The following is a 23,986-nucleotide window of genomic DNA, read 5'->3' as shown; positions in this document are numbered from 1 at the left end:
TTGTGTTGGGGTGTTCATTACACCGACATCGTAATTATTATAGCAATAAAAATCATCTTTGCCTAGAAAGGATTACTATTGTTTCGATTTTTATCCAACTGCTGGATGAGCTTCATTTGCACTTTTGGGAAAACTACTTGTTCAAATGCTTCTGGTATCAGCCACTGCGTCTGTTTGCCAGTCTCAGATAGGTCTTTTTCAGTCTTAGGCAACCGACCATAAAATAATAAAACATGCCATTTCAAATGACTGAAGATATGCGTCACTTCCCCTAAGTGACGTTTTTGCCATACGACTTTGTCCGCATGAGCAAAAGGCAATACTGAAGCACCATCTTCAGCGACTAAAACCTCATCGAATAAACTGATTTCGTTCTTAGGTTGCCAGTCTGTTTCTAGTTTTTCGTATACCTCTTTCGTTACTTCTACCATCGGAAATGTCCACATATCAGCCAGTAATTTTTGTTGATCTCGTTGTTCAAAATAAAAAGCACTTTCTGCGTTTTCAATCGCGGCACAAACATAATAAACATCTCGCGGCTTTGCTTTTTTTGTTTTGACAGGATAGGCGGTTTGAATCCCTTTTTCTTTTGCTAAACAAAAAGCTTGGATCGGGCATTCCTCACATTTAGGCGAGGTCGGCGTGCAGATTGCTGATCCAAGATCCATCAATGCTTGATTGAACTCACCCGGATGCTCTTCGTCAATGATTTTCCGCATGGCTTGATCAAATACTTTGCGACTTGATGCTTTCGCAATATCTTCTTCAATACAGAACAGCCGACTAACCACACGCATGACATTTCCATCGATCGCTGGTTCAGGTACCCCAAAAGCAATACTTGCGATTGCCCCTGTCGTATAAGGACCGATCCCTTTTAATGTACTGATTTCTTCCGGTGTTTGTGGCATCTTTCCGTCAAAATCTTCCATGATTTGTTTTGCAGCAGCTTGAATATTTCTGGCCCTCGAGTAGTAACCTAAGCCTTCCCAAGCTTTCAACAGTTTTTCTTCAGGTGCTTGCGCCAACGCTTCGATGGTTGGGAACCACTCCATAAAGCGATAAAAATAATCAATGACTGTATCGACTCTGGTTTGTTGCAACATGATTTCTGATATCCAAATACGATAAGGGTCTTGATTATAACGCCAAGGGAGATTTCTCTTTTCAAGCTCATACCATTCAATAAAACGTTCTTGAAATTCTTTTGTTTTTTCTAAGGACCAGTTTTCCCATTCTCTACTCACTTGCTTCTTCTTCCTTTTCTAAAATAAAGCGCTGGATCATCTCAAAATCAAAGCCTTTTTGATAGAGACTCTGCTTTACTTTCATCTTTCTCTTCTGAGGTTCAAAGCGACTATTCTTACGCCAGATTTTCTCCCCTTGTTGTACTAAAAGCTCGTATTCAGCTTCTGGATCGGTTTCTTGGGGTAATGTTTGCATCGCTTCTTGGATCACATCATTGGTAAATCCTTTTGTCATCAACTTCTGTTGGATATTCCGTAATAGATCCTTTTGACTTTTGGCACGATTTTTTTCATAAGTCTTTTCTGCTGTTTGTCGCGCATTTTCTACTTGCTCGTCAAATGGATACTGGCTTAAAGACTGCTCGATCACTTCTGGTGATAGCCCTTTTTGTTGCATTTGTTGTGCCAATTTTTTTGGTCCTTTGTCACTCAAACGCATATTCGTACGGACGTAACTTTCACCAAATGTCAGATCGTCAATCAGGCCTAATTCTTTTAATTTTTCAACGATTTTATGACGGTCTTCTTGTCCTATTTCTTTGTCTTTTAAATAGATCCGAATTTCTTTTTCCGTTCTTAGTTGATAACTCAAATAATTCAATGCTTGCTGTAAGCCAAAATCATAACCTGTACTCTTTTTGATTTCAGCTAATTTATCTTCTGTCAATTCTTGTCCTTTTAATAAACGATAGCGTACTAAAATATCTTCTGATACTTGTAGTGTTTCGCCATCTGATAGATCAATCTGATAAAAAGGCCCCTTGCCTTTACTGATTCTTGCAATAGAAAGCAAACTATCCCTCCTCGAACATATATTCCTATCATAACATAGAAAATCCCCAACTTTCGCTATAATATGTTAGAATATAGCCACATAATGATAAAAAGGGAGATACCTATGCCAGAAGCAATTGTTAAAAACGGCCAAACGATCACATTAAAAATCAAACGTTTAGGGATCAACGGAGAAGGAATCGGCTACTTTAAACGCATGATCGTCTTTGTTCCGTATGCCCTTCCTAAAGAAGAAGTCCTAGTGAAGATCACCAAAGCGACCCCTCGCTATGCCGAAGGACAGCTCGTTAAAGTCAAAAAAACAAGTAGTGACCGTGTGACTGCTCCATGTCCAGTCTACTATGAATGTGGTGGTTGCCAATTGCAACATTTAGCGTACCATGCACAACTCGATTTCAAAAAAGATTTGCTTTTGCAAGCTTTAGAAAAATTCAAACCCGCCGGTTATCGTGAGTATCCACTTTTACCGACGATTGGAATGGATGATCCTTGGCGTTATCGGAACAAAGCACAATTTCAATTGAGGAAAAATAAACAGACAGACAAAATCGAAGCTGGACTCTATCAAGCCAATTCTCATGACTTAGTAGCGATCACTGATTGTTTAGTGCAAGAGCCAGCGACACAAAAAGTGATGAATACAGTCGTCGATTTATTGAATAAATATGATTTACCGATTTATGATGAACGTGCGGATAGCGGGATTTTCCGCACGATCATGGTCCGAGTGGGTATACAGACAGGTGAGCTACAAGTTGTTTTTATCACTAGGAGTCAAAAATTCCCACAAAAAAATGCCCTGATTCGCGAGATCAATCAACAACTCCCTGAAGTCGTTTCGATCATGCAAAACGTGCAGCCTTTAAAAACCTCTCTTGTGATGGGTGACGAAACAAAACACCTTTGGGGAAAAGAAGCCATTGAGGAACGGATCAATGAAGTAACTTTTGATCTTTCACCTCGTGCCTTTTTCCAGTTGAATCCTCAACAAACAGAAGTCTTATACGGCGAAGGAATCAAAGCTTTAGCCATCCAACCAGAAGAAACGATCGTAGATGCTTATTGTGGTGTTGGGACAATTGGTTTGAGTGTGGCAAACAAAGCAAAAGAAGTACGCGGAATGGATACCATCCCCCAAGCCATTGCAGATGCACAGAAAAACGCACAACGTTTAGGATATGAGAATACTCGTTATGAAGTGGGAACGGCGGAAGAGCTCTTACCAAAGTGGTTGAATGAAGGCTTTCGTCCAGATGGGATCATCGTTGATCCGCCACGTACTGGTTTGGATGAGCAGTTGATCCAAGCAATTTTAAAAAATCCATCGCAAAAATTAGTTTATATTTCTTGCAATGTTTCGACTTTAGCAAGAGACCTCGTCCAATTAGCGAAAGTATTTCACGTTGAGTATCTACAGTCTGTCGACATGTTCCCTCAAACAGCACGCTGTGAAGTCGTCGTGAAATTAACAAAAAAATAATTCAATAGCGCCAGCCAGAATCCTTAAAAAAAATAAGCATTTCTCTCTGCTTAATAGTCAAAACTATTTCAGAGGTCAATGCTTATTTTTTATCCGATTATTTCTGATCAAACCTTATTTCATTTGTTTTTTTCGTTTCAATAAAGTAAAAAGTGTTTGAACTTGCCCTTTGAAAGACATGACATCATCAAAAATATCTTCGCCATCATTCAGCATTTTTACTGTGATCCAACCTAATGACTCAGTGATCGTACTAGCGACTGTTGCGTTGATCGCTGCACCAGCCACTGTACCTACTGCCGGAATGATCTTAATGATATTCCCTACTGCACTTCTACCTAAACTAACAACGATCAACTCTTTTGAGACACTTTTACCTAATGATTCAGACCATGATTGTCCAAATAACTTGTGGAGACGTCCCATCATCGTTAGCTGAACTGGTACAAGTAAAAAAGCATCTGAAAAAGGGATCGGTGAACAACCGATGATCGCCGCTGTCAAAGAGGCCGCATGAATCGTTGCATGGCATTTTCTACGTAAGGGTTCGTCTACCCCTTTTAAGAATTCTTCAAATAGACGGTCGAACTGTGTTTTACTCTTTGCTAATGTTTGTTCCGCTTTGCTTTTTGACGAATCAAAATTTCGTAAAATAGCCGCGGATGTTTTTTGAGGAAGTCTTTTCATTGTTTCAGCAAAAAAGGAAGCAAATTCTTTTTGTTCCTCAGGCGTTTGCTCCAATGTTTCTTCTACTTTTGTTTCTTCGTTTTCGATTACAGTATCTTCAATCGATTCTTTGTTTTTCTTTTTTTTTCGTAAAAATTTTTTCATTTGATTTCCTCCGTAACCCTACCTTTTGGTGTCCTTATTTCTATCATACAATACAACCTGAAGTTCGCCAAAAAATGGGATCATTATCGAACCTCGCTCTTTTTATTTTAGATGGTTCGAACATACAAATAAACACCCATGAAGTGAAAATGAGAGTCACTTCATGGGTGTTCTTTTATATGATCAGTTAAAAAGGTTTCTCTTCAAGGTTTGTCTATTGAACATTGACATCAATTACTTGATAGAACGCATTTGTTGTATCTGAAATATTCCAAACAGCTAAAATCACGTTGTAGCCTTTTCTATCTTGAGGAACAGTAATTGTTTGATTTACTGTTTTTGGTGGAACTGTTGCTTTATCATCGATTTTTGTGATCAATTCAAAATCGCTGAATTTCAAAGGTTGATTTTGGTTCCAACCTGGTTTTGTAATATAGTAATCCCAAGTACTTGTACGATGTTGTGCAGTTAAGTTCCAAGTGATATTCAAAGGACCAGCATTAATTACACTTTTATGCCAACGATTTGCTGTCTGTTCATCTAATGGTTCAAACCCGCTAACACCTGCACTTGCGATTTTTCCATCGATAAATGTATTTTTAGGCGCTTCAATACTTTGTGGTTCCCATTGTGCGCGTCCAACGTTTTGATTCAAATTACCTGCAGCTGCTGTACCGAAATAGGCACGACTCCCTGGAGATGTTACATAACCATGTGCATAACCAGATGTACCAAAGCCAAACAAACCTAACATAACAATTCCTACGAACATCATAACACTAAACTTTTTCATAACTGAACCTCCTATATTTGATAGGTTCATTGTAAACGTTTTCTAAAATAAAAACAAACGTTATGCTTTTATAACTTTATTTTAGTTGAAATGATTTCAAAAAAAAGATTTAAAGATTGATTTAATAGGGTTTCATTGACATTAAAGATAGTTAATCACCTAAATAATTTTATTATACACTTAATATTTTCTTAATGTTTCGTTATGCATATTGTTTTTTCAATAAAAAGAAGAGAGCTTATTTTAGGCTCTCTTCTTTTACATATCTATATCAATAATAACTTAAATATCATTTTTTAATACAAGTTATTAATATTTTTTACAATTTATCATTTTATTTATGGAGTAATATGAAAAATACAGGTTATTTAGTTACAAGTTTCCAAGGACCATACGGACCAGATTCACTTGGAATATCATTTTGCGTCCAGTAGTTCGCTTCATAGATCAGCCCTTCATATGTAACACGCTCTCCACCTAAGTAAACTGTTGCAGGGTCCCAAGCGGGTAGAGTAGATTCTGATTCTTCAAGCGTAGTAAAAGTATAAGTTGCTGCATCCGAAACATTTCCAGAACGGTCTTCTGCAATCACTTCAACTGTGTAAGTCGTATTGCTCTTCAAGTTTTCAAAGGTATGAGACACAGCCATCGTTGTCGCTGATACTGTTTCGCCTGCACCAGTTAATTTAAGATTATAACGAGCAATGCGGTCATTATCCGTTGACGCTGTCCAATTGATACGCGCACGCTGTGTCGTAATGAAATCTGAACCTACATTTGTCGGTGTTGATGGGTTTTGTGTATCTTCAGGCATTTCAGAACCATCTGTAAAACTTTGATCGACAGTTAAGAATTCATATTGGTTTTTCACTTGCCCTTGTCCGCCGTCCACTTTTGCATCACGGTTCATAGACCAATATGATACCATACCGATTTTGCGTTCTTTGGCATGTTGTACAACCAAGTTGAACATATCTGTTGTAAAGTAAGGATGTTGTTCATTTTCAAAACCTACAGAAGGAGTCGTACCTAATTTTGCATAAGCTTGCTCATCCGTTAATGTTTTACCAGCGTATTGTTTGTAGTGATTTTTCAATTGGACCATTGTATTGTCTACCGCATCTAATGAACCTTGCGCATAGTCCGTCACACTTGATCCATAACACATCGTCATGATATTCACGTTAGTTAAGTCAACACCCGCTTCTAAATAAGCTTGCAAGACAGATAATCCTGTTGAGATCAATCCTGTAGGCATAACTGGTAATGTCAACGTCACATCAACCCCAGTTGCATCTTGTAATCGTTTTACTGCTTTCGCATTTGCTAAATTTTCGTGGTACCCCATAGCAGCCGCTTCTACGTCAAAGTCAATCCGTGTAAAACCATAACCTTGGATTACTTCCATGTAAGCATCATAAAGCATATCTTCATCTTGTGTTACTTCCCAGAAGGCACCAGAATTTAATCCGCCAAATGACACAGCTGCATCTCCGCCTACTTCTCTTAACTCACGGATCGATTGCTTGATTCCTTCATATTGCCATTGGTCACTATCACTTTCACTTAAACCATTGAAACTTCCCCAAGCCCAATCAAGTTTACCATTTTTGATTCCTCTAGCTTGCATAAACCCTAGATTAAAGAAACGTTGACCTGTTTCTCTAGTAATTGCTGCCATATTCAAGGCACCTTTATTTGACAGCACTTCATCTGAAGTATACGCCGTGATATCTACAAATGGTGCTACGACTTGTTCTGGCCACTCGATCCCTTGACCTACACCAAAATCAGGTGTTGCGCGAACTGTTTGCTCTGTTGCCGCTCCTTGCTCTTCATTTAAAAACAACGGTGCAACCAATAAGCTACACAAAGCCGCTCCAGCTAATAATCTTTTTATACTTTTTTTCTTCATTTTTTTAAACTCTCCCCATTCAACTAATTCATTTCCCTTGTTCGTAATCGATTACAAATTTTATAATATCAGATAACTCAAAATAATATAACAAAAACAAATAAAAAATTAAGGTTATTTAATCGTTTTATCTCCGTTTTATAGTTAAATAAAAAAGTAAAAACGAAAATGTTCGGTATTGCAACAACGTTTTAAAATCAACTTAAAATAGCTTTAAACAACGATTTAATCACCCCGTTACTAATTTATTCTGGTCAATATGTACGCTATATTAACATTTTTTAAAATAACTTAAAAAATTACAAGTCATAAATAGGTGGTGTTATAAATAATTATGTTAAACTGTCTAAAGAAAGGAGTTTTTTTTATGGTATACACTATCAATCGATTAAAAGATTATCGTTTGTGGGTTTGCATTATCGGAATCGTTGCTCTAGGATTTTTATCTGGCATTCTTAGCGGCAATCCAGGAAGATATTATTACTCGTTACAACTCCCAGCTTTTGCACCACCTAGTTGGATTTTTGGTCCTATGTGGACGGTCCTCTATATTTTAATAGGCATTTCTTTGTACTTTATTCTAAATACACAAAATCAAAAACACCGCTCTAAACTACTATGGCTCTTTACTATTCAATTCATCTTCAACCTTTTATGGTCAGCTTTATTCTTCAACCTTGGAAATACTTTGATTTCAGCAATCGATATCACTTTATTAATGATTTTCTTAACAGCTTTGGTCTATCATTTATGGCTGCACAATCGCACAGCAATGTGGTTGACGATCCCTTACTATTTATGGGTGTTTTTTGCATCTATCTTGAATTACGCGATTTTTATTTTGAATTAATAAAGCCTATCTAGCAAAATGTTGAATTGGCTCCCGTCAAGTAGACAGTGAAAAAAACAAACTGCATGAAAATAGGAATCGAGTGTCTCGATTCCTATTTTCATGCAGTTTGTTTTCTAAACCCCTTCCGAGAAAGCGCATTTAAAGATTCCGAATAGCGGTAGTTATTATAGTACCGCATATATTTACTTACAGATTTCTTTTCCTCTTCAAAGCTCTGATAGCTTTCTTGATGAAACTTTCTCTCTTTAAATGTTTCCCAACAAAGTTTCAATCGGTTGATTATCCAGACAACACCCCATTCGAGAAATACTTTTGTTGAACTTATATTTTTTTCAAGTTTCTTATAGTCATAAGACATGTATTGAAATCCGCGATCACTATGAGGGAATGGTCGTACACCAGAGTTCTTATACGTTGCTTTTTTATCGTATTCCCGACAAGTAAATTATTGTCTGAATGACCTAGTTCCCAAGAGATAATCGAACGATCATAGAGATCGACGAATGCACTTAAATAGGCTTTTTCCCATCTCCATCGTGCAATTTGATTACGTCTGTACACCATTTTCGATTGGATCCATCAACACAACTTGACGAAGAGCCCATTTTTAGCTAATCACTTCTGTCATATTTATTTTTTATTGATCAACAGTTCGAACTTATTATGTAATTACTTAACAATTCATCGCTTTTTACTATTCAATACACGCTTCCATTCAAGTGATACTTCAAGAACACAGCGAGACCTATACTCCTTATGCATCAGTTAATAAAAACGGTGTCCTTCTAACGTTTATAGGTGGCATTATAAGCTGATTTTGCGTTACTGTTCTAAATGTCATCCAAGGCTTATTTGCATCGGATCCACCCAACTCCAAATATGTAGGCAACGGAAACCCTAAATTTGAACTAAACGTCATACCACCGATTCCTACTGAACGATCTCGGGAATTCCCAACTAAATGACCGATTGGCACACGTCTGTTTGTAAACCAGACTGAATTAGCTAAATAAGAATTCGTCACATCCCAATAGACCCAACCACCCCAATTTGAACTCGTTGATCGAATAGCTATTGGATCATTTGAATCAATGAATCCCGTTTTCCCAGTTGTGCTTTCAATAATAATCGGCGTTCCACCTCGATAACCAGGCCTTGTATAATGACCGAATATTGCGTAGTCATAGCTCGTCCACGCTTCAAATGTCACAGGATTTCGATGAGGTAAATTCTTGTCTCTTAAACGATATGGCGTATTATAGCGAAGTCGATTCCCATTTGTACTTACAGGATGTGAATTATCCGCTTCCGCATTGACATTTATCGTAAAAAAAGCTCCTCCTAAAATGAACATACCAATTAATAAAACAATTTTTTTCATCTGCAATTCCTCCTTGCGATTTTATTTTTTTGTGATAGCTATCTCACACATCCATCATAGCAACGAAATAACAAAAAAGTAATATCTTTATTTATAATATGAATTTTTTATAATTTTTACATAACCTTATTTTAACCTATTTAGAGTTTTTTTAATTTAGAAAAACTGAAAAAAGTTATTAAATAGGGTTTTAATATAATTTCATTTAAAGATAAATAATAATTATCAATAAACATTTATTTTAGATTAAAAAATAATTAAAATGAATAATAACCAAAAAATATAAATAGTCCGATTTTTATAGCCTTTACTTTAGAAACAACTGATGATTTGGAGATTCAAATATAATGTCTAAAAATTCGGATTTCTTTTCCCTGTTTACACTTTTTTAAAGTTAGAGGAAATTTCTTTATTCACTTTATTCGATAATACCGACCTCAACTATATAAAATTGGGTGTAACAGACTTATTATTAGCATAAAAAAAGCTACGTGAGCAATTCACGTAGTTTTTTTATTAACTATTAATTGGTATTTTATCCAACCTGTTTCCAAGGACCGTACAATCCAGATTCGCTTGGCTTGTTGTTTTGTGTCCAATATTGCGCTTCATAAACGATCCCATTATACGTCACTCGATTTCCTTGTACATAAACTTTATTCGCTTCCCACGCGGCGATCTCATCGCCACCTTCTGGCGTTCCTGAAATCAATTCCCAAGGACCATACAAACCTGACTCACTTGGAATACTGTTTTGTGTCCAATATTTGGCACGGTATAATGCACCTTTATAAGAAACAACATCACCACTTAGGTAAACTTTTGTCGCCTCCCATGCAGGAGCTTCTCCTGGTTCGCCCGGCTCCCCTGGATCTACTACATTCGCTAAAGTTGTGAATGCAACTTTTGCCGTATCCGAAATATTTCCAGAACGATCTTCTGCATTGATTTCTACCGTATATTCTGTATCATCTTTTAAGTTTGTAAACGCGTATGAAAGAGAAGTAGTCGTAACATTGATCGTTTGTCCATTCCCTACTAATCTCAAGTTATATTTTGCCACACGGTCATTGTCAGTCGCCGCCGTCCAGTTGATATGCGCACTATTTTTTGTGATGTTCCCAACAGAAAGATTTGTCGGAACAGATGGTTTTTCTTTATCTTCCGGAGTTTCGCTTCCGCCGCCCTCATTACCTTCAGCAAATGCTTCACTCACTTTCAAGAATTCAAATTGGTTTTTTATTTGCCCTTGTCCACCATCTGTTTTTGCATCACGGTTCATCGACCAATAAGAAACCATTCCTATTTTACGTTCTCTTGCATGTTCGACAACTTGATTGAACATTTCTGTCGTGAAGTATGGATGTTGTTCGTTCTCAAAACCAATCGAAGGAGTTGTACCTAATTTTGCATAAGCTTCTTCATCAGTCAAAGTGATACCAGCATATTGGCGATAATGATTCTTCAATTGGACCATTGTATTGTCGACCGCATCTAATGATCCTTGTGCATAATCAGTGACACTCGGACCATAACACATCGTCATAATATTGACATTGGTCAAATCGACACCCGCTTCTAAATAAGCTTGCAATACGGCTAGTCCAGTCGAAATCAAACCAGTCGGCATAACAGGTAATGTTAATGTTACTTGCACTCCTGTAGTATCTTGTAGTCGTTTGACTGCTTTCGCATTGAGTAAGTTTTCTGTATAGCCCATCGCCCCTGCTTCCACGTCAAAATCTACACGAGTAAAGCCATATCCTTGAACCACTTCCATATAAGCATCATAAAGCATATCTTCATCATGGCTGACTTCCCAGAAAGCACCTGTGTTCAATCCACCAAATGAAACAGCAGCATCTCCACCGACCGCTCTTAATTCACGGATTGTTTTTTTAATGCCTTCATATTGCCATTGATCACTGTCGTTCTCACTCAATCCGGCAAATCCGCCCCACGCCCAATCGATCTTACCATCTTTGATTCCTTTTGCTTGCATAAATCCTAAATTAAAGAATTTTTGCCCTGTTTCCTTTGCGATCGCCGCTAGATTCAACGCGCCATTATTCGATAACTCTGTACCTGACGTATAAGCCGTCATATCGACAAATGGTGCAACGACTTGTTCTGGCCATTCAATACCTTGACCTACACCAAAATCAGGTGTTGTTTTGATTGTTTGTTCTGTTGCTGCACTTTGTTGTTCATTCAAAAACAACGGTGCTACTAGCAGACTGCATAATGCAGCACCAGCCAATAATTTCTTTAGACGAACATTTCTTTTCATTAGTATGTATATCCCCCATCAACAATTTTATTTCGTGCTATGTATTTCCCTCTTGCACAACGATATCATAACAAATAAAAACTAAAAATATAACATTTTTAAATAAGAATTAGTGTTTTTTAATTTTGAGTATAAAAATCAAAATATAAAAGATTACTCGATTTTGATTGAAATAGCGTAAAACATCTAATAAACAAATGTTTTTAAGACATTTCTGCAATCAAAAAAATCCACCAATGATTCCAAAATGTTTTTTGTTATAAGAAAAACATTTAAAACAAACGAAAAATAACGCAATAAAAAATAAAATAAAACAAAAAATATCGAAAATAAAGGATATATCCTTCATTTTCGATATCTACTTGTTTTATTTATTGGATAAATCATATGAACAAAACTTGTTAATAGCCATTGCCTGTCCAAGTTTCTGTGCTTTGATCATTTTGCTGACCGCCGTATGGGTCATAATATTGTTGCTGGTTATACTGATTCGGGTCGTAGTATTGAGAGGTGTCTTCTGAGTAGACCGACTGCTGACCATACCCATCAGTGCCATATTGATTGTACGTATCTTGTGAATACTCAGATGTCTCACTGGTCGTGGTATTAGCAGTGGAATCTCCATCACCATTTTCTGAGTCATCATAAAACATCATATAGGCATTATCATTTTTTAAGTTAGGCAACATATCACTTGGTTTGATCTCTAATTGTTTTTTCAATTGGTTTTGGATCGATAATAAGTCATTTTGACCTAGTATTTGGTAGTACACATCATTGATCGTCGTGTCTTTTCCTTTTAGTTGGTCTTGCTTGATCGTTTGGAAAGCAGAGGTATAATTTGTTGCAATATCTAGCATGTCATCCCAATCCAAATCAGTAGTCACATTGTTGCCTGCCGCATCTAAAAGTTTTCGATAGTTACTTACGCCATCAAGACTGACTACTTTATTGACGATTTTCGTCACAACTTCTCGTTGACGTGCTTGTCGACCAATGTCACCTTCAGGATCTTCATGACGCATTCTTGCATACGCCAACCCTTTTTCACCATCAACTGTTTGTTTTCCTTCTGGAACATGGACGCCATCTAAAGTAAAGTCGATTTTATTGTCGATCTCGATCCCACCTACTGCATCGATCAAGTCTTTCATACCATCCAAATTGATCGTGACATAGTGGTCAATAGGGATATCAAGTAATTGTTCGATTGAATCCATCGCCATCTCTACACCACCAAATGCATAGGCATGGTTCAACTTATCGACCGTCCCATATCCGACGATATTCGTATAGATATCTCGGTCCAAACTAATGATCGTTGATTTCTTTTGTTGTGGATTGACGGTCACGACCATCATCGTATCGGATCTCCCTTGTTCTGTTCGTCCAAGGCCTCCTGTATCTAATCCTAATAATAATACTGAAAAGGGTTCTTGATCATCAATGCTTACTCGATCGTCACGTTTTGCTGATACACGATCAGATTGTTTTGAAATCCGATTGACTGTTTGGCTCGCTTCACCCATAAACTTGATTCCATAAGCTGAAACTCCGCCGATGAGAAGTACGATTATTCCCAATAAAGTCAATATCACTTTTTGCCACCGCTTCATACTACACCTCTATCATACATATTCTTGATTATTCTCTCATACACCCAATCATTCAGCAATCCAACTACTTAATCCTAATAAAACTTTAAAAAATAGTGTTTATCTTCGTGATTTATATGTATTTTTTGTAAAATTCTTAATTATCATACCATAGGGCGCATAAACAGAAAAGAAAGAAAGCGATTCTTTTTATACGTTTTATTGGATTTTTATGATTTTTTGTTCAATAAATTAAAAAAACTAGTTTTTTTAACTTTGTTTATGCCTTCCTATTAAGCATTTCCAGCAAAAAAAAGCGGAGAAATCAGGAAATGAAACAACTTCTCCGTTCTCTCCGTCTTTTTTTATTTGTTGTAAGTGATTGTTCAAGTAAATATTGTTAAAACATTCTAGTAGCTCTCCATATGCGAGAGATCGAAGCATTTTTAGTCATTGCCCCACCCACATTTTTTGATAAAGAGATCAAAGTGAAATTAGAAAGTGATTATCCACTAAGTATCGAATTATTATATGTAAAAGTTTTACAAGACCAATTACGTTTGTATTTGAATGTCCTTTTCACAAATGAATTATTGCTAAATCCTGACTTGATTATTCGTACAACTGAAGCCCCCACCAAAATAATCAGTTATGAAGATGAAATTCCTTATATTACCATCCGCAATGACCTTTCTGCTTCAGAAAATAAGCACTTAGTCCAAAAAATCAAAGAAATGATGTATGGTGATAAGCAAAAATAACTAATTTTTCTTGTAAAACCATTTTTTCCAGAAAGAGAAAATAAAAAAACAAAAAGAAGATACGGCAAGCCGTATCTTCTTTTTTCGTCAACATGATCTTATAATTTAGATACTTCAGCAGCTTGAGGACCGCGCGCACCTTCAACGATAGAAAATTCTACTTCTTGGCCTTCTTCTAAGCTTTTGAAGCCATCGCCTTGGATTGCTGAGAAATGTACGAATACATCGTCTCCACCGTCTACTGTAATAAACCCAAATCCTTTTTCATTGTTGAACCATTTTACTGTACCGTGTTCCATAAATATATAGCCTCCAAAAAAGTTCTTGCAAGTAACCCTTGCACAAACATTATACCGAATTTAGAAAACGCTCGCAAGCATTGCCCCGTTAATTTTCTAAATTGCATGGCAAATGGAAGAAAGCTATTTTATCCTGCGAAATGCTTGTTAACTTCATCCCAATTCACAACATTCCAGAAAGCTTCAATGTAATCAGGACGTACATTTTTGTATTTCAAGTAGTAAGCATGTTCCCATACATCTAAACCTAGAACAGGTTTCTTGCCTTCCATCAATGGTGAATCTTGGTTGGCAGTAGAAGTGATGGCAAGTTTGCCATCTTCAAGTACTAACCAAGCCCAGCCAGAACCGAAACGTCCTGCTGCTGCTTTTTTGAATTCTTCTTTGAATGTTGCAAAATCGCCGAATGTTTCATTAATTGCGTCTTTGATTGCTCCTGTTGGTTCGCCACCAGCATTTGGTGCCATGATTTTCCAGAAGAATGAATGGTTCGCATGTCCACCACCATTATTACGTACAGCAGTTTGAATGTCAGATGGAATAGCATCCATGTCTGAAACCAATTCTTCTATTGTTTTTTCACCTAGTTCAGGATATTTTTCGATCGCTGCATTTAAATTTGTCACATAAGTATTGTGATGTTTGTCATGATGCAAATGCATCGTTTCTTCGTCAATATATGGTTCTAATGCATCAAATGCATAGGGTAGATCTGGTAATGTGTAAGTCATAAAAAATTCCTCCTCATAGTTGTTGGGTCTCTTTACACTAAAAGAGTAACAAAGTGAGGGGAATTCTTCAATTGTTATGCCTAGTCTTCCAATTTTTTACTGTTTTCTACTGGCTCTTCGATAATTTCTGTCTTATTGAAAATAAATAATTTGCTAAAGACATAATTTGCCAATACGACTAAAACCTGTGTAATGATTTTAGCCACATAATCATTCATTTCCAATCCTTTGATCATCAAGAACATGGCGCCCATGTCTAGTCCATAAGAAACGATTCGGTAAAAAACAAATTTTCCAAACTCGATAAACAAATGCGTATAACTAGGAGATTTTGATTGAAAGACCCATACCTTATTGGTGACAAATGCAAACAGAACAGAACAAATCCAAGAAATCGTATTCGAAACGGGCATCGATAACTGGAAGATTTGTTGCGCGATTGCATAACTGACAAAATTGACAATCGTTGCTAATCCACCAAAAAATAGATAGATGAAAACTTCCCAATACCCTTTACTTTCTAAATAGCTTTTAAATTGAACATAAATCTTCATTTTTCTACCTACCTTATTTATCATTCTTTCCTATCATACTCTATCTGCTAACAATTTTCATCTCTAGAAAACAATGAACAATAAGAATATAACCTTATCTATCGTGAGAGAATGTTTTAGAACTCTTGTAATTCATAGCATACTCCGCTAGAATTGCTAGTGATGACAATTCTACAGAAGGAGTAATTATGACAACAAAACAATTAATCATTAGCTCATTTGCTCGATTCACCGAGCTTAAAAATGCTAAAAACGTATCATTTGGAAAATCATTAGTCTATCTTTTATGTTTAAGTATACTAATGGCATTACCTATTTCTTACCAAATTTTTCAAGTGCTAGACACGATCAAATCCGATGGTCAAAAAATCGCATCTGAAATTCCAGATTTTAAGATTCGTGACGGACAAATCGATTCGCCAACAAATGATGGTTTTATTTATCAAACGGATTCGATCATCTTTACCTTTGATCCCGAAGGAAAACGTACCCCTGAAGATATCTCTTCAGATTTGATAGGGAATTTCCTAAGTGTCGGTCTCTTAAAGGATAAATTGGTATTAGCTTTACCGAATACTGGCACGACTTCGGCATTGTTGAACAACAATCAATTTGAAATTGAGTATACGAATAATACCTTAAAAAATCTAACAGGTGAAAGCTTACGTAGTACATTAAGTGAAGCAACGATCCCTTTTTGGATCAAAGCTCTAGTATTTTTGATTTCCATTTATCCTAGCTTTTTAAATTTGATCATCACTTTACTTATGGCCAATTTTGCAGCTTATGTTTACGCAAGATTACGTTTGGCTAAAGTAACTTTTCTCGATTGTCTAAAAACAATGATCTATGCGATTTCATTACCTACTGTTATTGCAACGATTCTGATGATTTTTGCACCAACTTTTGATACAACAGCGTTTATTGCATTTGCGGGTATATTCATTTTTGCTCAAGCAGTCAAAGGCTGGCCAAAAATCCAATTGCCAAAATAAAAGAATCTCTGGGAGAGGTAGTCACTACATACCTCTTCTAGAGATTCTTTTTCATTTAATAACCTTTAATAACCTTCATTCAAATCGATTTCATTTACTTCTAATTCTGTTTTTTCTACGTAGGATTTTAAGTTTTTTAGAAAAATATCCATAAACTTTGTTTGGAAATGTGGTGTCTGACCTGCAATGTGTGACGTGATCAATACATCTTCTCTTTCCCATAATGGACTATCTTTTGCTAATGGTTCTTCTTCAAACACATCTAAAGCCGCAAAAGCAAGTTGTTCATCGTCTAACGCAGCTATTAAATCAGATGTTTTTACAGAAGGCCCACGTCCTACATTGATGAATAGCGCTTCTTTATCAAAAGCTTCAAATACTTTTGCGTCAAACAATCCTTTTGTCTGATCTGTCAAAGGTAAGATATTCACCACAATCGTTGCTTTCGGCAAGATTTCTTTTAATTTATCTAATGGATAAGTCTCTTTGAAGCCCTCTACTGGATGTCCAGATGTGTTGATACCGATACATTCCAAACCAAATACAGCTGCATGTTGTGCCAATTTTTTTCCAATATGTCCAGTTCCAATAATTAGTAATTTTTGATCTGCCAATGCTTGATAATGGATCTCTGATCCTAGCCAATCTTTATGGAACTGCGCTCGTTGGGCTTGAAACAATCCACGTGAATAGCCTAAAATAATGCCCATCACATGCTCACTGATCGATTCTACATGGATACCACTTGCATTGGAAAGTAAGATATCTTTTTCGGCGAATTCGTTTAATGGAAGATTATCTACCCCGGCAGAAATCGATTGGACCCACTTTAAGCGATCAGAAGCGAATATACCTTCTTGATAATCGCCGTTCCAACCGATACTGATCGCTATTTCAGAAAGTTCGTCGGATGCTACTTCCGTTTGAAATGAATATTCTGGTGCTATTTCTTTGATCTTTTCGATAAATTCTTCACGAAACGAACGTACTGAATAAATTATTTTTTTTGTCATCACACCCATCCTCTCTACTTATTAGTCTAGCTTAAACCCTCAAAAGAATGAAGTATGATGCACTTCATACCTTGAACGACTTTTTTCTATAATGAACCTAGTAAAAATGAATCAGCGTTTGACTGTCTAAAAAAAAAACCTAACAATCCGAAAGTAAGTAAAACTTACTTTTCGTTCGTCAGGCTTATTTTCCTAAAGATAAAAGACTATCTCTCACCTTATACATCTGCTGTTTCTTGGAAATGATACGTTGGTTCCTCTAATTGTGGATCATAATCAACAACCAGATCATAGCCTTTGAAGAACCAATCATCGGCTTCATCAATAAAGAATAATAGACCATCGATCGTTTCTTGTTTCATCGGACGTTCTGGTAACTCCACAGACATACCGATTGAAAATCCCTCATGTACTTCTGTTTTGCCATATACTTTCCCAAAAAAACGGATACCATAATTTTCAGGTAAATCTACCTCTGCTTGAAACCATTCTTTTGCTTTGTCCGTTATTGTTAATTGCATGTGATGAGCCCCTTTTTATTGATTCATTTTATCATCAAGTATATCTACATCTTCTGTTTCTCCGATAACAAGTAAATTATCATTTTCACGTACATACTCGTCAGCGGCTGGTGACACCACGACAGAACGATCGAAACGCCGGATGGCTACTACAGTCAAATCAAATCGCTGTCTGAAATTTAGTTCTGCTAACGTTTTATTAAAGAACTTAGGGTTGGATACCCGAATCTCAGCAAGCGAAAATTTGTCTGACAGCTCTAAATAATCCAAAATATTTTTAGAAACAAGATTATGTGCGATCCGTATCCCCATATCCCTCTCAGGATGGACCACGCGATCTGCACCGATCTTTTCAAGAACACGAGCATGATACTCATTTTGTGCTTTCGCTAAGATATTCGGAACGCCCATTTCTTTGACCATCAGAGTCACTAAAATACTTGCTTGGATGTCTTCTCCAATTGCTACGATCACATGATCAAAATTTCTGATTCCTAAAGACCGTAGAGTCATTTCATCTTGTGCATTCGCAACCACTGCATGTGTTGCGATATTCATATATTCATTCACGCGATCTTCACTGCTATCAATGGCTAAAACTTCTTGACCAGCTTCGACTAACGTACGACAGATACTGCCACCAAAACGTCCAAGTCCTACGATTGCAAAATTCTGTTTCACTTTTCTCCTCCTTTTTCCATTCCATTTCAAGTATAGCAAAGCCACTCTAAAAACAAAAGCAACCCTGCTTTTCTTTACGGAAAACCCTAATTTTTATGGAGGATCAAAAGAAGGGCTACTCTGGTAGATCATAGAATATTCCTTGATGTTTCTAATAAAAAGGTATGCCTATATATATACTAACTATTCCTACAATAGGTAGCCTAAGAATACGTTAACTGAAATAAAGTAAATAAATAACCCAGCAATATCTTTGATCGAAGTAATGATCGGTGCAGATCCAGCAGCTTGATCAATATTCAATTTCAATAAGATAAAAGGAATCAAAAAACCAAGGGCGGCAGCTAAGGTCATTGCAAAGACCAAGGAGATCCCCACAGCTACACCTAACAATGGTATTCCTTGCCACACAGAAGCGACTATTCCAGATACGATACCTACAACAATCCCTAAACTTAGACCAATACCTGTTTCTTTCAAAAAGTGCTTGATAAACGTGTTGAGATCAATGTGCCCTAAAGATAATCCGCGAACAAAAACCGTCGATGATTGCGTCCCTACATTCCCACCCATATCCATGATCAAAGGAATAAAAATAGCAACAGCGGCCACTGATTCTAACGTTTGTTCAAACTCATCGATCACTAGACCAGCTAACATCCCTGCAACTAATGTGATCGCTAAGAAAGGCAAGCGGACTTTCCAGATTTGCCAAAGACTGCCGTTAATCAGTACTGTACTACGATCAGCTTCTACAGAGGCGACGTCTGCTAAACCAGCAGCATTGAACATATCCTCGGTCGTTTCTTGCTCTAAGACATCGATGGCGTCATCCACTGTCACAATACCTACTAGTCGTGTTTCTTTATCCACGACAGGAATAGCGATCAAATCTAACTCTTGTAACAATCGTGCAGTTTCTTCCTGATCTGTATCTGTGGTTACATAAGCGACGTGCTTGATCATGATTTCTTCAATCCGTTGATCACTTTCTGCAATGACTAGATCCTTTAATGATAGTACTCCTTCAATTTTTTTCGCCATATCTGTCACATACAAAATATAGATTGTTTCCATTTCTTTCGCTAATTTTCTGATTTTATGCAGTGCTTCTTCAACAGTCATTTCTTTTTTAATTGAAATAAATTCAGTCGTCATGATCCGCCCAGCCGTCTCATGTTCATAGCCCATCAATCGATTCGTTGTTGCTCGCTCTTCTTCAGAAAGCTCTGCCAATAGTTTTTTAGTTACACTTGCTGGTAGTTCGTAAAACAACCTTACCCGATCATCTGGAGCCATCTCATTCACAAATTCAATCACTCCATCATCCGTAAACGAACGAAGCAAATCTTGTTGGATAGACGGTTCAAATGTTTCAAAGATTTCGAGGGCTTTGTCTTTTGATAATAATCGAAAGACCAGCACTTGTTTATCTAAAGGTAGCGTAACAAATAGTTGGATCAATTCCACTTTCTCGATCGTTGCTAAATAGTTCTTCAATTCTTCAAGCTTTTTTTGCTCAAGATAATTAAGAATCTTCAATTGTGTTTCTAGGTTATTTGTATCATTTAATGTTCTCATCTCGTATTCTCCTTTGTTACATCGTTTTTTCGATATAAACTTGTTGGATGGATTCGTTAGAAAAACAGGAAGTACATAAAAAAGACGGCCTCCAAAAGAAGCCGTCTCATAAGATCCCATCAAAATGGTACCAGTGTTTACCTGAACGAACTTCTCGTCTGAGCTTTAGCACTAAAAGACGTAATTCTGGAAATATGATCCAGATAGCTACGTTAAGCACGCCTTAAGCCGACGTTGCCTGTTATACCCTGTGGCGTCTCTCGACGTTTAAGGGCAGTAGCCTATGTTCTTTTAGGAGCCTCACCTAACAAGTTTTTATAATTAAACCCTACAGGTAAAATTGGTTTTTGTCAATAAGAGGATTAATATTTGATAAAAATAATCTGTAATATAGTTAATCGTATCCCAATATAGTTGTACATTCATTATTTTGCTTCTTTTTACTTTACCAACCCATGTTTGAACGCGTATATGGCAGCTTGGGTACGATCTTCTACTTCTAATTTCGCTAAAATATTGGAAACATGTGTTTTGACTGTTTTCAAAGTAATAAACAACTCGTCAGCGATTTCTTGATTGCTCTTTCCTTCAGAGATCAACATAAGAATCTCATTTTCACGATTCGTCAAATCATCGTGCAAGATTGGCTCATTACGTCGACTCATTTTTTCCATCATTTTAGAGGTTACTTCAGGTTCAAGCACGCGTTCACCTCTTTGAGTCGCACGAATCGCATCGGCGATTTCATGGGCTGTCGATGTTTTAAGTAAGTAGCCTGTTGCGCCAGCTTCAATAGCTGGATATACTTTCTCGTCATCAATAAAACTCGTAACAATAATGATTTTTGCTTCTGGCCAATCTTTGAGGATTGCTTTTGTAGATTCGATCCCGTCCATTTCTTCCATGACTAAATCCATTAGAATCACGTCCGGACGAAGTTCCATGGCTTTTTCGTAGCCTTGTCGCCCATCTTCTGCTTCTCCGATCACTTCGATATCTTCTTGGATCGACAAATAGGAAGAAACCCCTAAACGTACCATTTCATGATCATCGACTAGTAATACTTTTATCATTTTTCCGCCTCCTTTATTAAAGGAACTTTGATTTCCACACTTGTCCCTTGTCCTTTGAAACTAATGATTTTTACTGTTCCACCAATACCTGCTACACGTTCTCTGATATTGTTTAGTCCGTAGCTACCGGTTTTTGTTTCATTCATATTGAAGCCAGTACCGTCATCGATCACTCGTAATAAAAGATTATTATCGATTTTATGCAGATACACTTCTAATTCATTTGCTTTTGCATGACGCAACGTATTTGAAAGTAGTTCTTGAACGATCCGAAAGAGATGATCTTCAATCGAATCAGACAAAGTGATATCTTCAATATCCCATTTCAATGCAATTTGTATCTTGTTTTTTAATTCTTTTAATAATTGCTCAATCCCTTGTTTCAAACTTTTCTCTTCAAGGTTGACTGGTCGCAAATGTAGTAGCAACGCACGCATTTCAGATTGTGAAGCATTGATGATATCTGCTACCATTCTTAGTTGTTTACGAAACATTTCAGGCGTATCACTTTTTTCGGCTTGTTCTGTCAAAGCAGACATCATCATCATCGCTGCAAATAATTGCTGGGAAACTGAATCATGTAGCTCACGCGCTAAACGATGTCTTTCTAATTCTAAGATTTCCTCTTTTGTTTGTCCATCAACATATTGAGGTCGACTCGTCAATATTTGAAGTTCACTTGATACTTCGATCATTTTTTCTTTGATTTTAGTGATTTCTTTTTCAATTTCTTTGACATATATATCGTCAGATGCACTTGGTAAGGAATCATTTAAAACTTTTGCTTCATAGTTACCGGAAGAAATTGCCCGTAACTGTTCTTCGATTTTCCCATAACGTGCTTTTTGTAAAAGAGAGACAATCAAAAAAACAATCAAACCGACACCTGAAGAAATCGCTAATAAGTGAAAGATCAATGGTACGTATAAAATTCTGGCACTTAATAAAGTACGCCAAAAATGAGTTTGATTACTTGCGTAAAAATAAGTAAAAAATGAAAATAAAATGACGATAAATGAGGCGATCGAAGCATAAATAGCTAGCATCGGTCGAGAAAGTTTCTCAATCATGCTCGAATCACCTCAATATCCCCAAGTAATGTGTTCGTAATGATTTTTAAACGACGTGGATTTTCATCGTAATCGTTACTATAGATTTTAATCGACTCGTTCTTCAATGCAAATTGTTCTTCTTCAAATTGTACATTTCCTACTAACGTTGCATGTTCGAGACTGATTGCAATCCCTAATGGAACTAAAATGCGTGTCCGACCGATTCCTTTTCTGACGATAACGATATTATCGTCTTTAGGTAACAAGGTGTTCCCTAAATCGATGATCGTATCTCCTGAAAGTAGAGCGATATTGATATCATCCCATTCATACACATCATTACCAATTCGCTGATTACCGAATAATTGTTGTTTTTTTCGTTCATTATTGTGGGACTTCACTTGCTCTGTTTGAACCATAATGATTTGTTTTTTTCGCCAAAAAGCATTTTTTGTTAGATCGATCCCAGAAATCTCTACACCTTTAAGACCAATGAACAAGACAGCAAAGACTGCCATTACCCACAGCGCAGGACTATTGATCAAACTGAAAAAAATAACTAGTCCACCTAGTACAAATTGAAAATTTTGAAACCCCGATCTCGGTGATTTTCGCAATGCAAGATAGATATTAAAAATACCAAATAAAACTAATAGTAATAATTCAACATTATTTACGATTTGCCAAACTGCAAAGATCAATAGTAAGGCTTCTACTACTATAAAAAAGCGCCAAGAGCTATTCATCGCTATTCTCCTTTCCTTTTCATTCTCTTTTTTATCATACCTATTTTTGTTTTGAGATGCTATAGGACTTTAGATGTAACTATCGCTTTCTACAGTAAAAGGCCTGGGACTTTGTGTCATGGTCCCAGACCTTTTTGTATAGACAAACCAATAATTGATTATCTGTGTCTACATTTCAACTTATGCTTGCGCGACCTTGACGATTTTTACTTGCATATCGCCACCAGGTGTTGAAATCGTTACTTCATCATTTTTATATTTGCCGATCAAAGCTTGTGCGATCGGGGAATCATTTGAGATCTTTCCTGAGAAAGGATCTGCCTCAGCACTTCCCACGATCGTATACTCTTCTTCTTCACCATCTGGTAACTCAATGAACGTCACTGTTTTACCAATAGATACTTCATCCGAATCAACGCCATCATTGTCAATGATCTGTGCAAAACGGATCATATTCTCGATTGTCGTGATACGTCCTTCTACGAAAGCTTGTTCATCTTTAGCTGCTTCATATTCTGAGTTCTCAGATAAATCACCAAAGCCACGGGCGATCTTGATTCGTTCAATGATTTCTCCCCGTTTAACTGTTTTTAATTCTTCTAATTCTTGCTCTAATTTCGCTTTTCCTTCAAGCGTCATAGGATATACTTTTTCTACCATGTATAACTCTTCTCCTTTTTCTATGGAATACCGCAAAAGGTAATCTTTTACGGACTACAGTCCAAAAAAGATTACCATGCTTTTTCTAAAATGTAAATGTTTTTCTAAAAATAAATAAAGTTACAGATAACGCTCAATT

The 23,986-nt window shown here is 36.7% G+C and carries 24 protein-coding genes and 1 riboswitch; of the genes, 4 read left to right on the top strand and 20 right to left on the bottom strand.

Annotated elements, in window-relative coordinates; all coding sequences use genetic code 11:
- Positions 1 to 62: 62 nt before the first annotated feature.
- Entirely contained in the window at positions 63 to 1,247 is a 1,185-nt protein-coding gene (gene mutY, locus IGJ19_RS04515; protein WP_071865986.1) for an A/G-specific adenine glycosylase, read from the bottom strand.
- On the bottom strand, positions 1,240 to 2,040 hold the full coding sequence (gene recX / locus IGJ19_RS04510) for a recombination regulator RecX (protein WP_071865985.1): 801 nt from the start codon (positions 2,038 to 2,040) through the stop codon (positions 1,240 to 1,242). Before recX ends, mutY begins: the two co-directional genes overlap by 8 nt.
- Positions 2,041 to 2,145: 105 nt before the next feature.
- Here recX and rlmD point away from each other — a divergent pair, with 105 nt between their 5' ends.
- Positions 2,146 to 3,522, top strand: a complete 1,377-nt coding sequence (gene rlmD, locus IGJ19_RS04505) for a 23S rRNA (uracil(1939)-C(5))-methyltransferase RlmD (protein ID WP_071865984.1) — start codon at positions 2,146 to 2,148, stop codon at positions 3,520 to 3,522.
- A 114-nt stretch (positions 3,523 to 3,636) separates the two neighbouring features.
- Here rlmD and IGJ19_RS04500 read toward each other — a convergent pair whose 3' ends face one another.
- The 3 genes from IGJ19_RS04500 to IGJ19_RS04490 form a co-directional block, all read right to left on the bottom strand.
- On the bottom strand, positions 3,637 to 4,353 hold the full coding sequence (locus IGJ19_RS04500) for a YcjF family protein (RefSeq protein ID WP_019722749.1): 717 nt from the start codon (positions 4,351 to 4,353) through the stop codon (positions 3,637 to 3,639).
- A gap of 214 nt (positions 4,354 to 4,567) precedes the next feature.
- Positions 4,568 to 5,176 (bottom strand): lytic polysaccharide monooxygenase, encoded by a 609-nt coding sequence (locus IGJ19_RS04495; RefSeq protein ID WP_375148118.1) that lies wholly within the window; start codon positions 5,174 to 5,176, stop codon positions 4,568 to 4,570.
- Positions 5,177 to 5,510: 334 nt separating this feature from the next.
- Positions 5,511 to 7,061, bottom strand: coding sequence for a fibronectin type III domain-containing protein (locus IGJ19_RS04490; RefSeq protein ID WP_430604441.1), 1,551 nt, complete (start codon positions 7,059 to 7,061; stop codon positions 5,511 to 5,513).
- A gap of 367 nt (positions 7,062 to 7,428) precedes the next feature.
- Between IGJ19_RS04490 and IGJ19_RS04485 the strand changes: the two genes are divergently transcribed.
- Positions 7,429 to 7,911, top strand: coding sequence for a TspO/MBR family protein (locus IGJ19_RS04485; protein WP_071865980.1), 483 nt, complete (start codon positions 7,429 to 7,431; stop codon positions 7,909 to 7,911).
- A gap of 100 nt (positions 7,912 to 8,011) precedes the next feature.
- On the opposite strand, the gene IGJ19_RS04480 is transcribed toward IGJ19_RS04485, so the two are convergent.
- The 4 genes from IGJ19_RS04480 to IGJ19_RS04465 form a co-directional block, all read right to left on the bottom strand.
- Positions 8,012 to 8,272: an IS3 family transposase gene (locus IGJ19_RS04480; RefSeq protein WP_074799768.1), complete on the bottom strand. Its 261-nt coding sequence runs from the start codon at positions 8,270 to 8,272 to the stop codon at positions 8,012 to 8,014.
- A gap of 396 nt (positions 8,273 to 8,668) precedes the next feature.
- Positions 8,669 to 9,295, bottom strand: a complete 627-nt coding sequence (locus IGJ19_RS04475; RefSeq protein ID WP_142432970.1) for a hypothetical protein — start codon at positions 9,293 to 9,295, stop codon at positions 8,669 to 8,671.
- 535 nt (positions 9,296 to 9,830) lie between these two features.
- On the bottom strand, positions 9,831 to 11,585 hold the full coding sequence (locus tag IGJ19_RS04470) for a carbohydrate-binding protein (RefSeq protein ID WP_071865977.1): 1,755 nt from the start codon (positions 11,583 to 11,585) through the stop codon (positions 9,831 to 9,833).
- A gap of 401 nt (positions 11,586 to 11,986) precedes the next feature.
- Positions 11,987 to 13,201, bottom strand: a complete 1,215-nt coding sequence (locus tag IGJ19_RS04465) for an LCP family protein (protein ID WP_430604440.1) — start codon at positions 13,199 to 13,201, stop codon at positions 11,987 to 11,989.
- A 404-nt stretch (positions 13,202 to 13,605) separates the two neighbouring features.
- On the opposite strand from IGJ19_RS04465, the gene IGJ19_RS04460 reads away from it, so the two are divergent.
- The gene (locus IGJ19_RS04460) at positions 13,606 to 13,941 is read left to right on the top strand and encodes a hypothetical protein (protein WP_256209269.1); all 336 of its coding nucleotides are present in this window, start codon (positions 13,606 to 13,608) and stop codon (positions 13,939 to 13,941) included.
- A 98-nt stretch (positions 13,942 to 14,039) separates the two neighbouring features.
- On the opposite strand, the gene IGJ19_RS04455 is transcribed toward IGJ19_RS04460, so the two are convergent.
- From IGJ19_RS04455 to IGJ19_RS04445, 3 genes are all read right to left on the bottom strand, one after another.
- Entirely contained in the window at positions 14,040 to 14,240 is a 201-nt protein-coding gene (locus tag IGJ19_RS04455; RefSeq protein ID WP_010735910.1) for a cold-shock protein, read from the bottom strand.
- 128 nt (positions 14,241 to 14,368) lie between these two features.
- On the bottom strand, positions 14,369 to 14,971 hold the full coding sequence (locus tag IGJ19_RS04450; RefSeq protein ID WP_074799770.1) for a superoxide dismutase: 603 nt from the start codon (positions 14,969 to 14,971) through the stop codon (positions 14,369 to 14,371).
- An 80-nt stretch (positions 14,972 to 15,051) separates the two neighbouring features.
- Positions 15,052 to 15,525: a GtrA family protein gene (locus IGJ19_RS04445; protein WP_430604439.1), complete on the bottom strand. Its 474-nt coding sequence runs from the start codon at positions 15,523 to 15,525 to the stop codon at positions 15,052 to 15,054.
- Positions 15,526 to 15,713: 188 nt separating this feature from the next.
- Here IGJ19_RS04445 and IGJ19_RS04440 point away from each other — a divergent pair, with 188 nt between their 5' ends.
- A complete protein-coding gene (locus IGJ19_RS04440; RefSeq protein ID WP_086334449.1) occupies positions 15,714 to 16,520 on the top strand; it encodes a DUF1189 domain-containing protein in 807 nt (268 codons plus the stop codon).
- Positions 16,521 to 16,585: 65 nt separating this feature from the next.
- Here the strand turns inward: IGJ19_RS04440 and IGJ19_RS04435 are convergent, their stop codons facing one another.
- The 8 genes from IGJ19_RS04435 to greA form a co-directional block, all read right to left on the bottom strand.
- Positions 16,586 to 17,533, bottom strand: a complete 948-nt coding sequence (locus IGJ19_RS04435; protein WP_430604438.1) for a phosphoglycerate dehydrogenase — start codon at positions 17,531 to 17,533, stop codon at positions 16,586 to 16,588.
- A gap of 218 nt (positions 17,534 to 17,751) precedes the next feature.
- Positions 17,752 to 18,054, bottom strand: a complete 303-nt coding sequence (locus IGJ19_RS04430; protein ID WP_010735915.1) for a HesB/YadR/YfhF family protein — start codon at positions 18,052 to 18,054, stop codon at positions 17,752 to 17,754.
- Between the two features lie 15 nt (positions 18,055 to 18,069).
- On the bottom strand, positions 18,070 to 18,735 hold the full coding sequence (locus tag IGJ19_RS04425) for a potassium channel family protein (RefSeq protein WP_010735916.1): 666 nt from the start codon (positions 18,733 to 18,735) through the stop codon (positions 18,070 to 18,072).
- A gap of 189 nt (positions 18,736 to 18,924) precedes the next feature.
- Entirely contained in the window at positions 18,925 to 20,316 is a 1,392-nt protein-coding gene (gene mgtE, locus IGJ19_RS04420; RefSeq protein WP_071865971.1) for a magnesium transporter, read from the bottom strand.
- A 143-nt stretch (positions 20,317 to 20,459) separates the two neighbouring features.
- Positions 20,460 to 20,635: riboswitch (M-box (ykoK) riboswitch) on the bottom strand.
- Between the two features lie 121 nt (positions 20,636 to 20,756).
- Complete coding sequence (locus IGJ19_RS04415) at positions 20,757 to 21,389, bottom strand: response regulator transcription factor (RefSeq protein WP_071865970.1); 633 nt, start codon at positions 21,387 to 21,389, stop codon at positions 20,757 to 20,759.
- Complete coding sequence (gene liaS, locus IGJ19_RS04410) at positions 21,386 to 22,459, bottom strand: two-component system sensor histidine kinase LiaS (RefSeq protein ID WP_019723158.1); 1,074 nt, start codon at positions 22,457 to 22,459, stop codon at positions 21,386 to 21,388. Before liaS ends, IGJ19_RS04415 begins: the two co-directional genes overlap by 4 nt.
- A complete protein-coding gene (liaF, locus tag IGJ19_RS04405) occupies positions 22,456 to 23,187 on the bottom strand; it encodes a cell wall-active antibiotics response protein LiaF (protein ID WP_019723159.1) in 732 nt (243 codons plus the stop codon). The genes liaS and liaF overlap by 4 nt, the downstream gene beginning before the upstream one ends.
- A 180-nt stretch (positions 23,188 to 23,367) precedes the next feature.
- On the bottom strand, positions 23,368 to 23,847 hold the full coding sequence (gene greA, locus IGJ19_RS04400) for a transcription elongation factor GreA (protein ID WP_010735922.1): 480 nt from the start codon (positions 23,845 to 23,847) through the stop codon (positions 23,368 to 23,370).
- Positions 23,848 to 23,986 lie beyond the last annotated feature (139 nt).

The organism is Enterococcus sp. DIV1368b (assembly GCF_050529595.1).
GTDB classification, from domain to species: domain Bacteria; phylum Bacillota; class Bacilli; order Lactobacillales; family Enterococcaceae; genus Enterococcus_B; species Enterococcus_B mundtii.
This window is presented reverse-complemented; position numbering and strand designations above follow the sequence as displayed.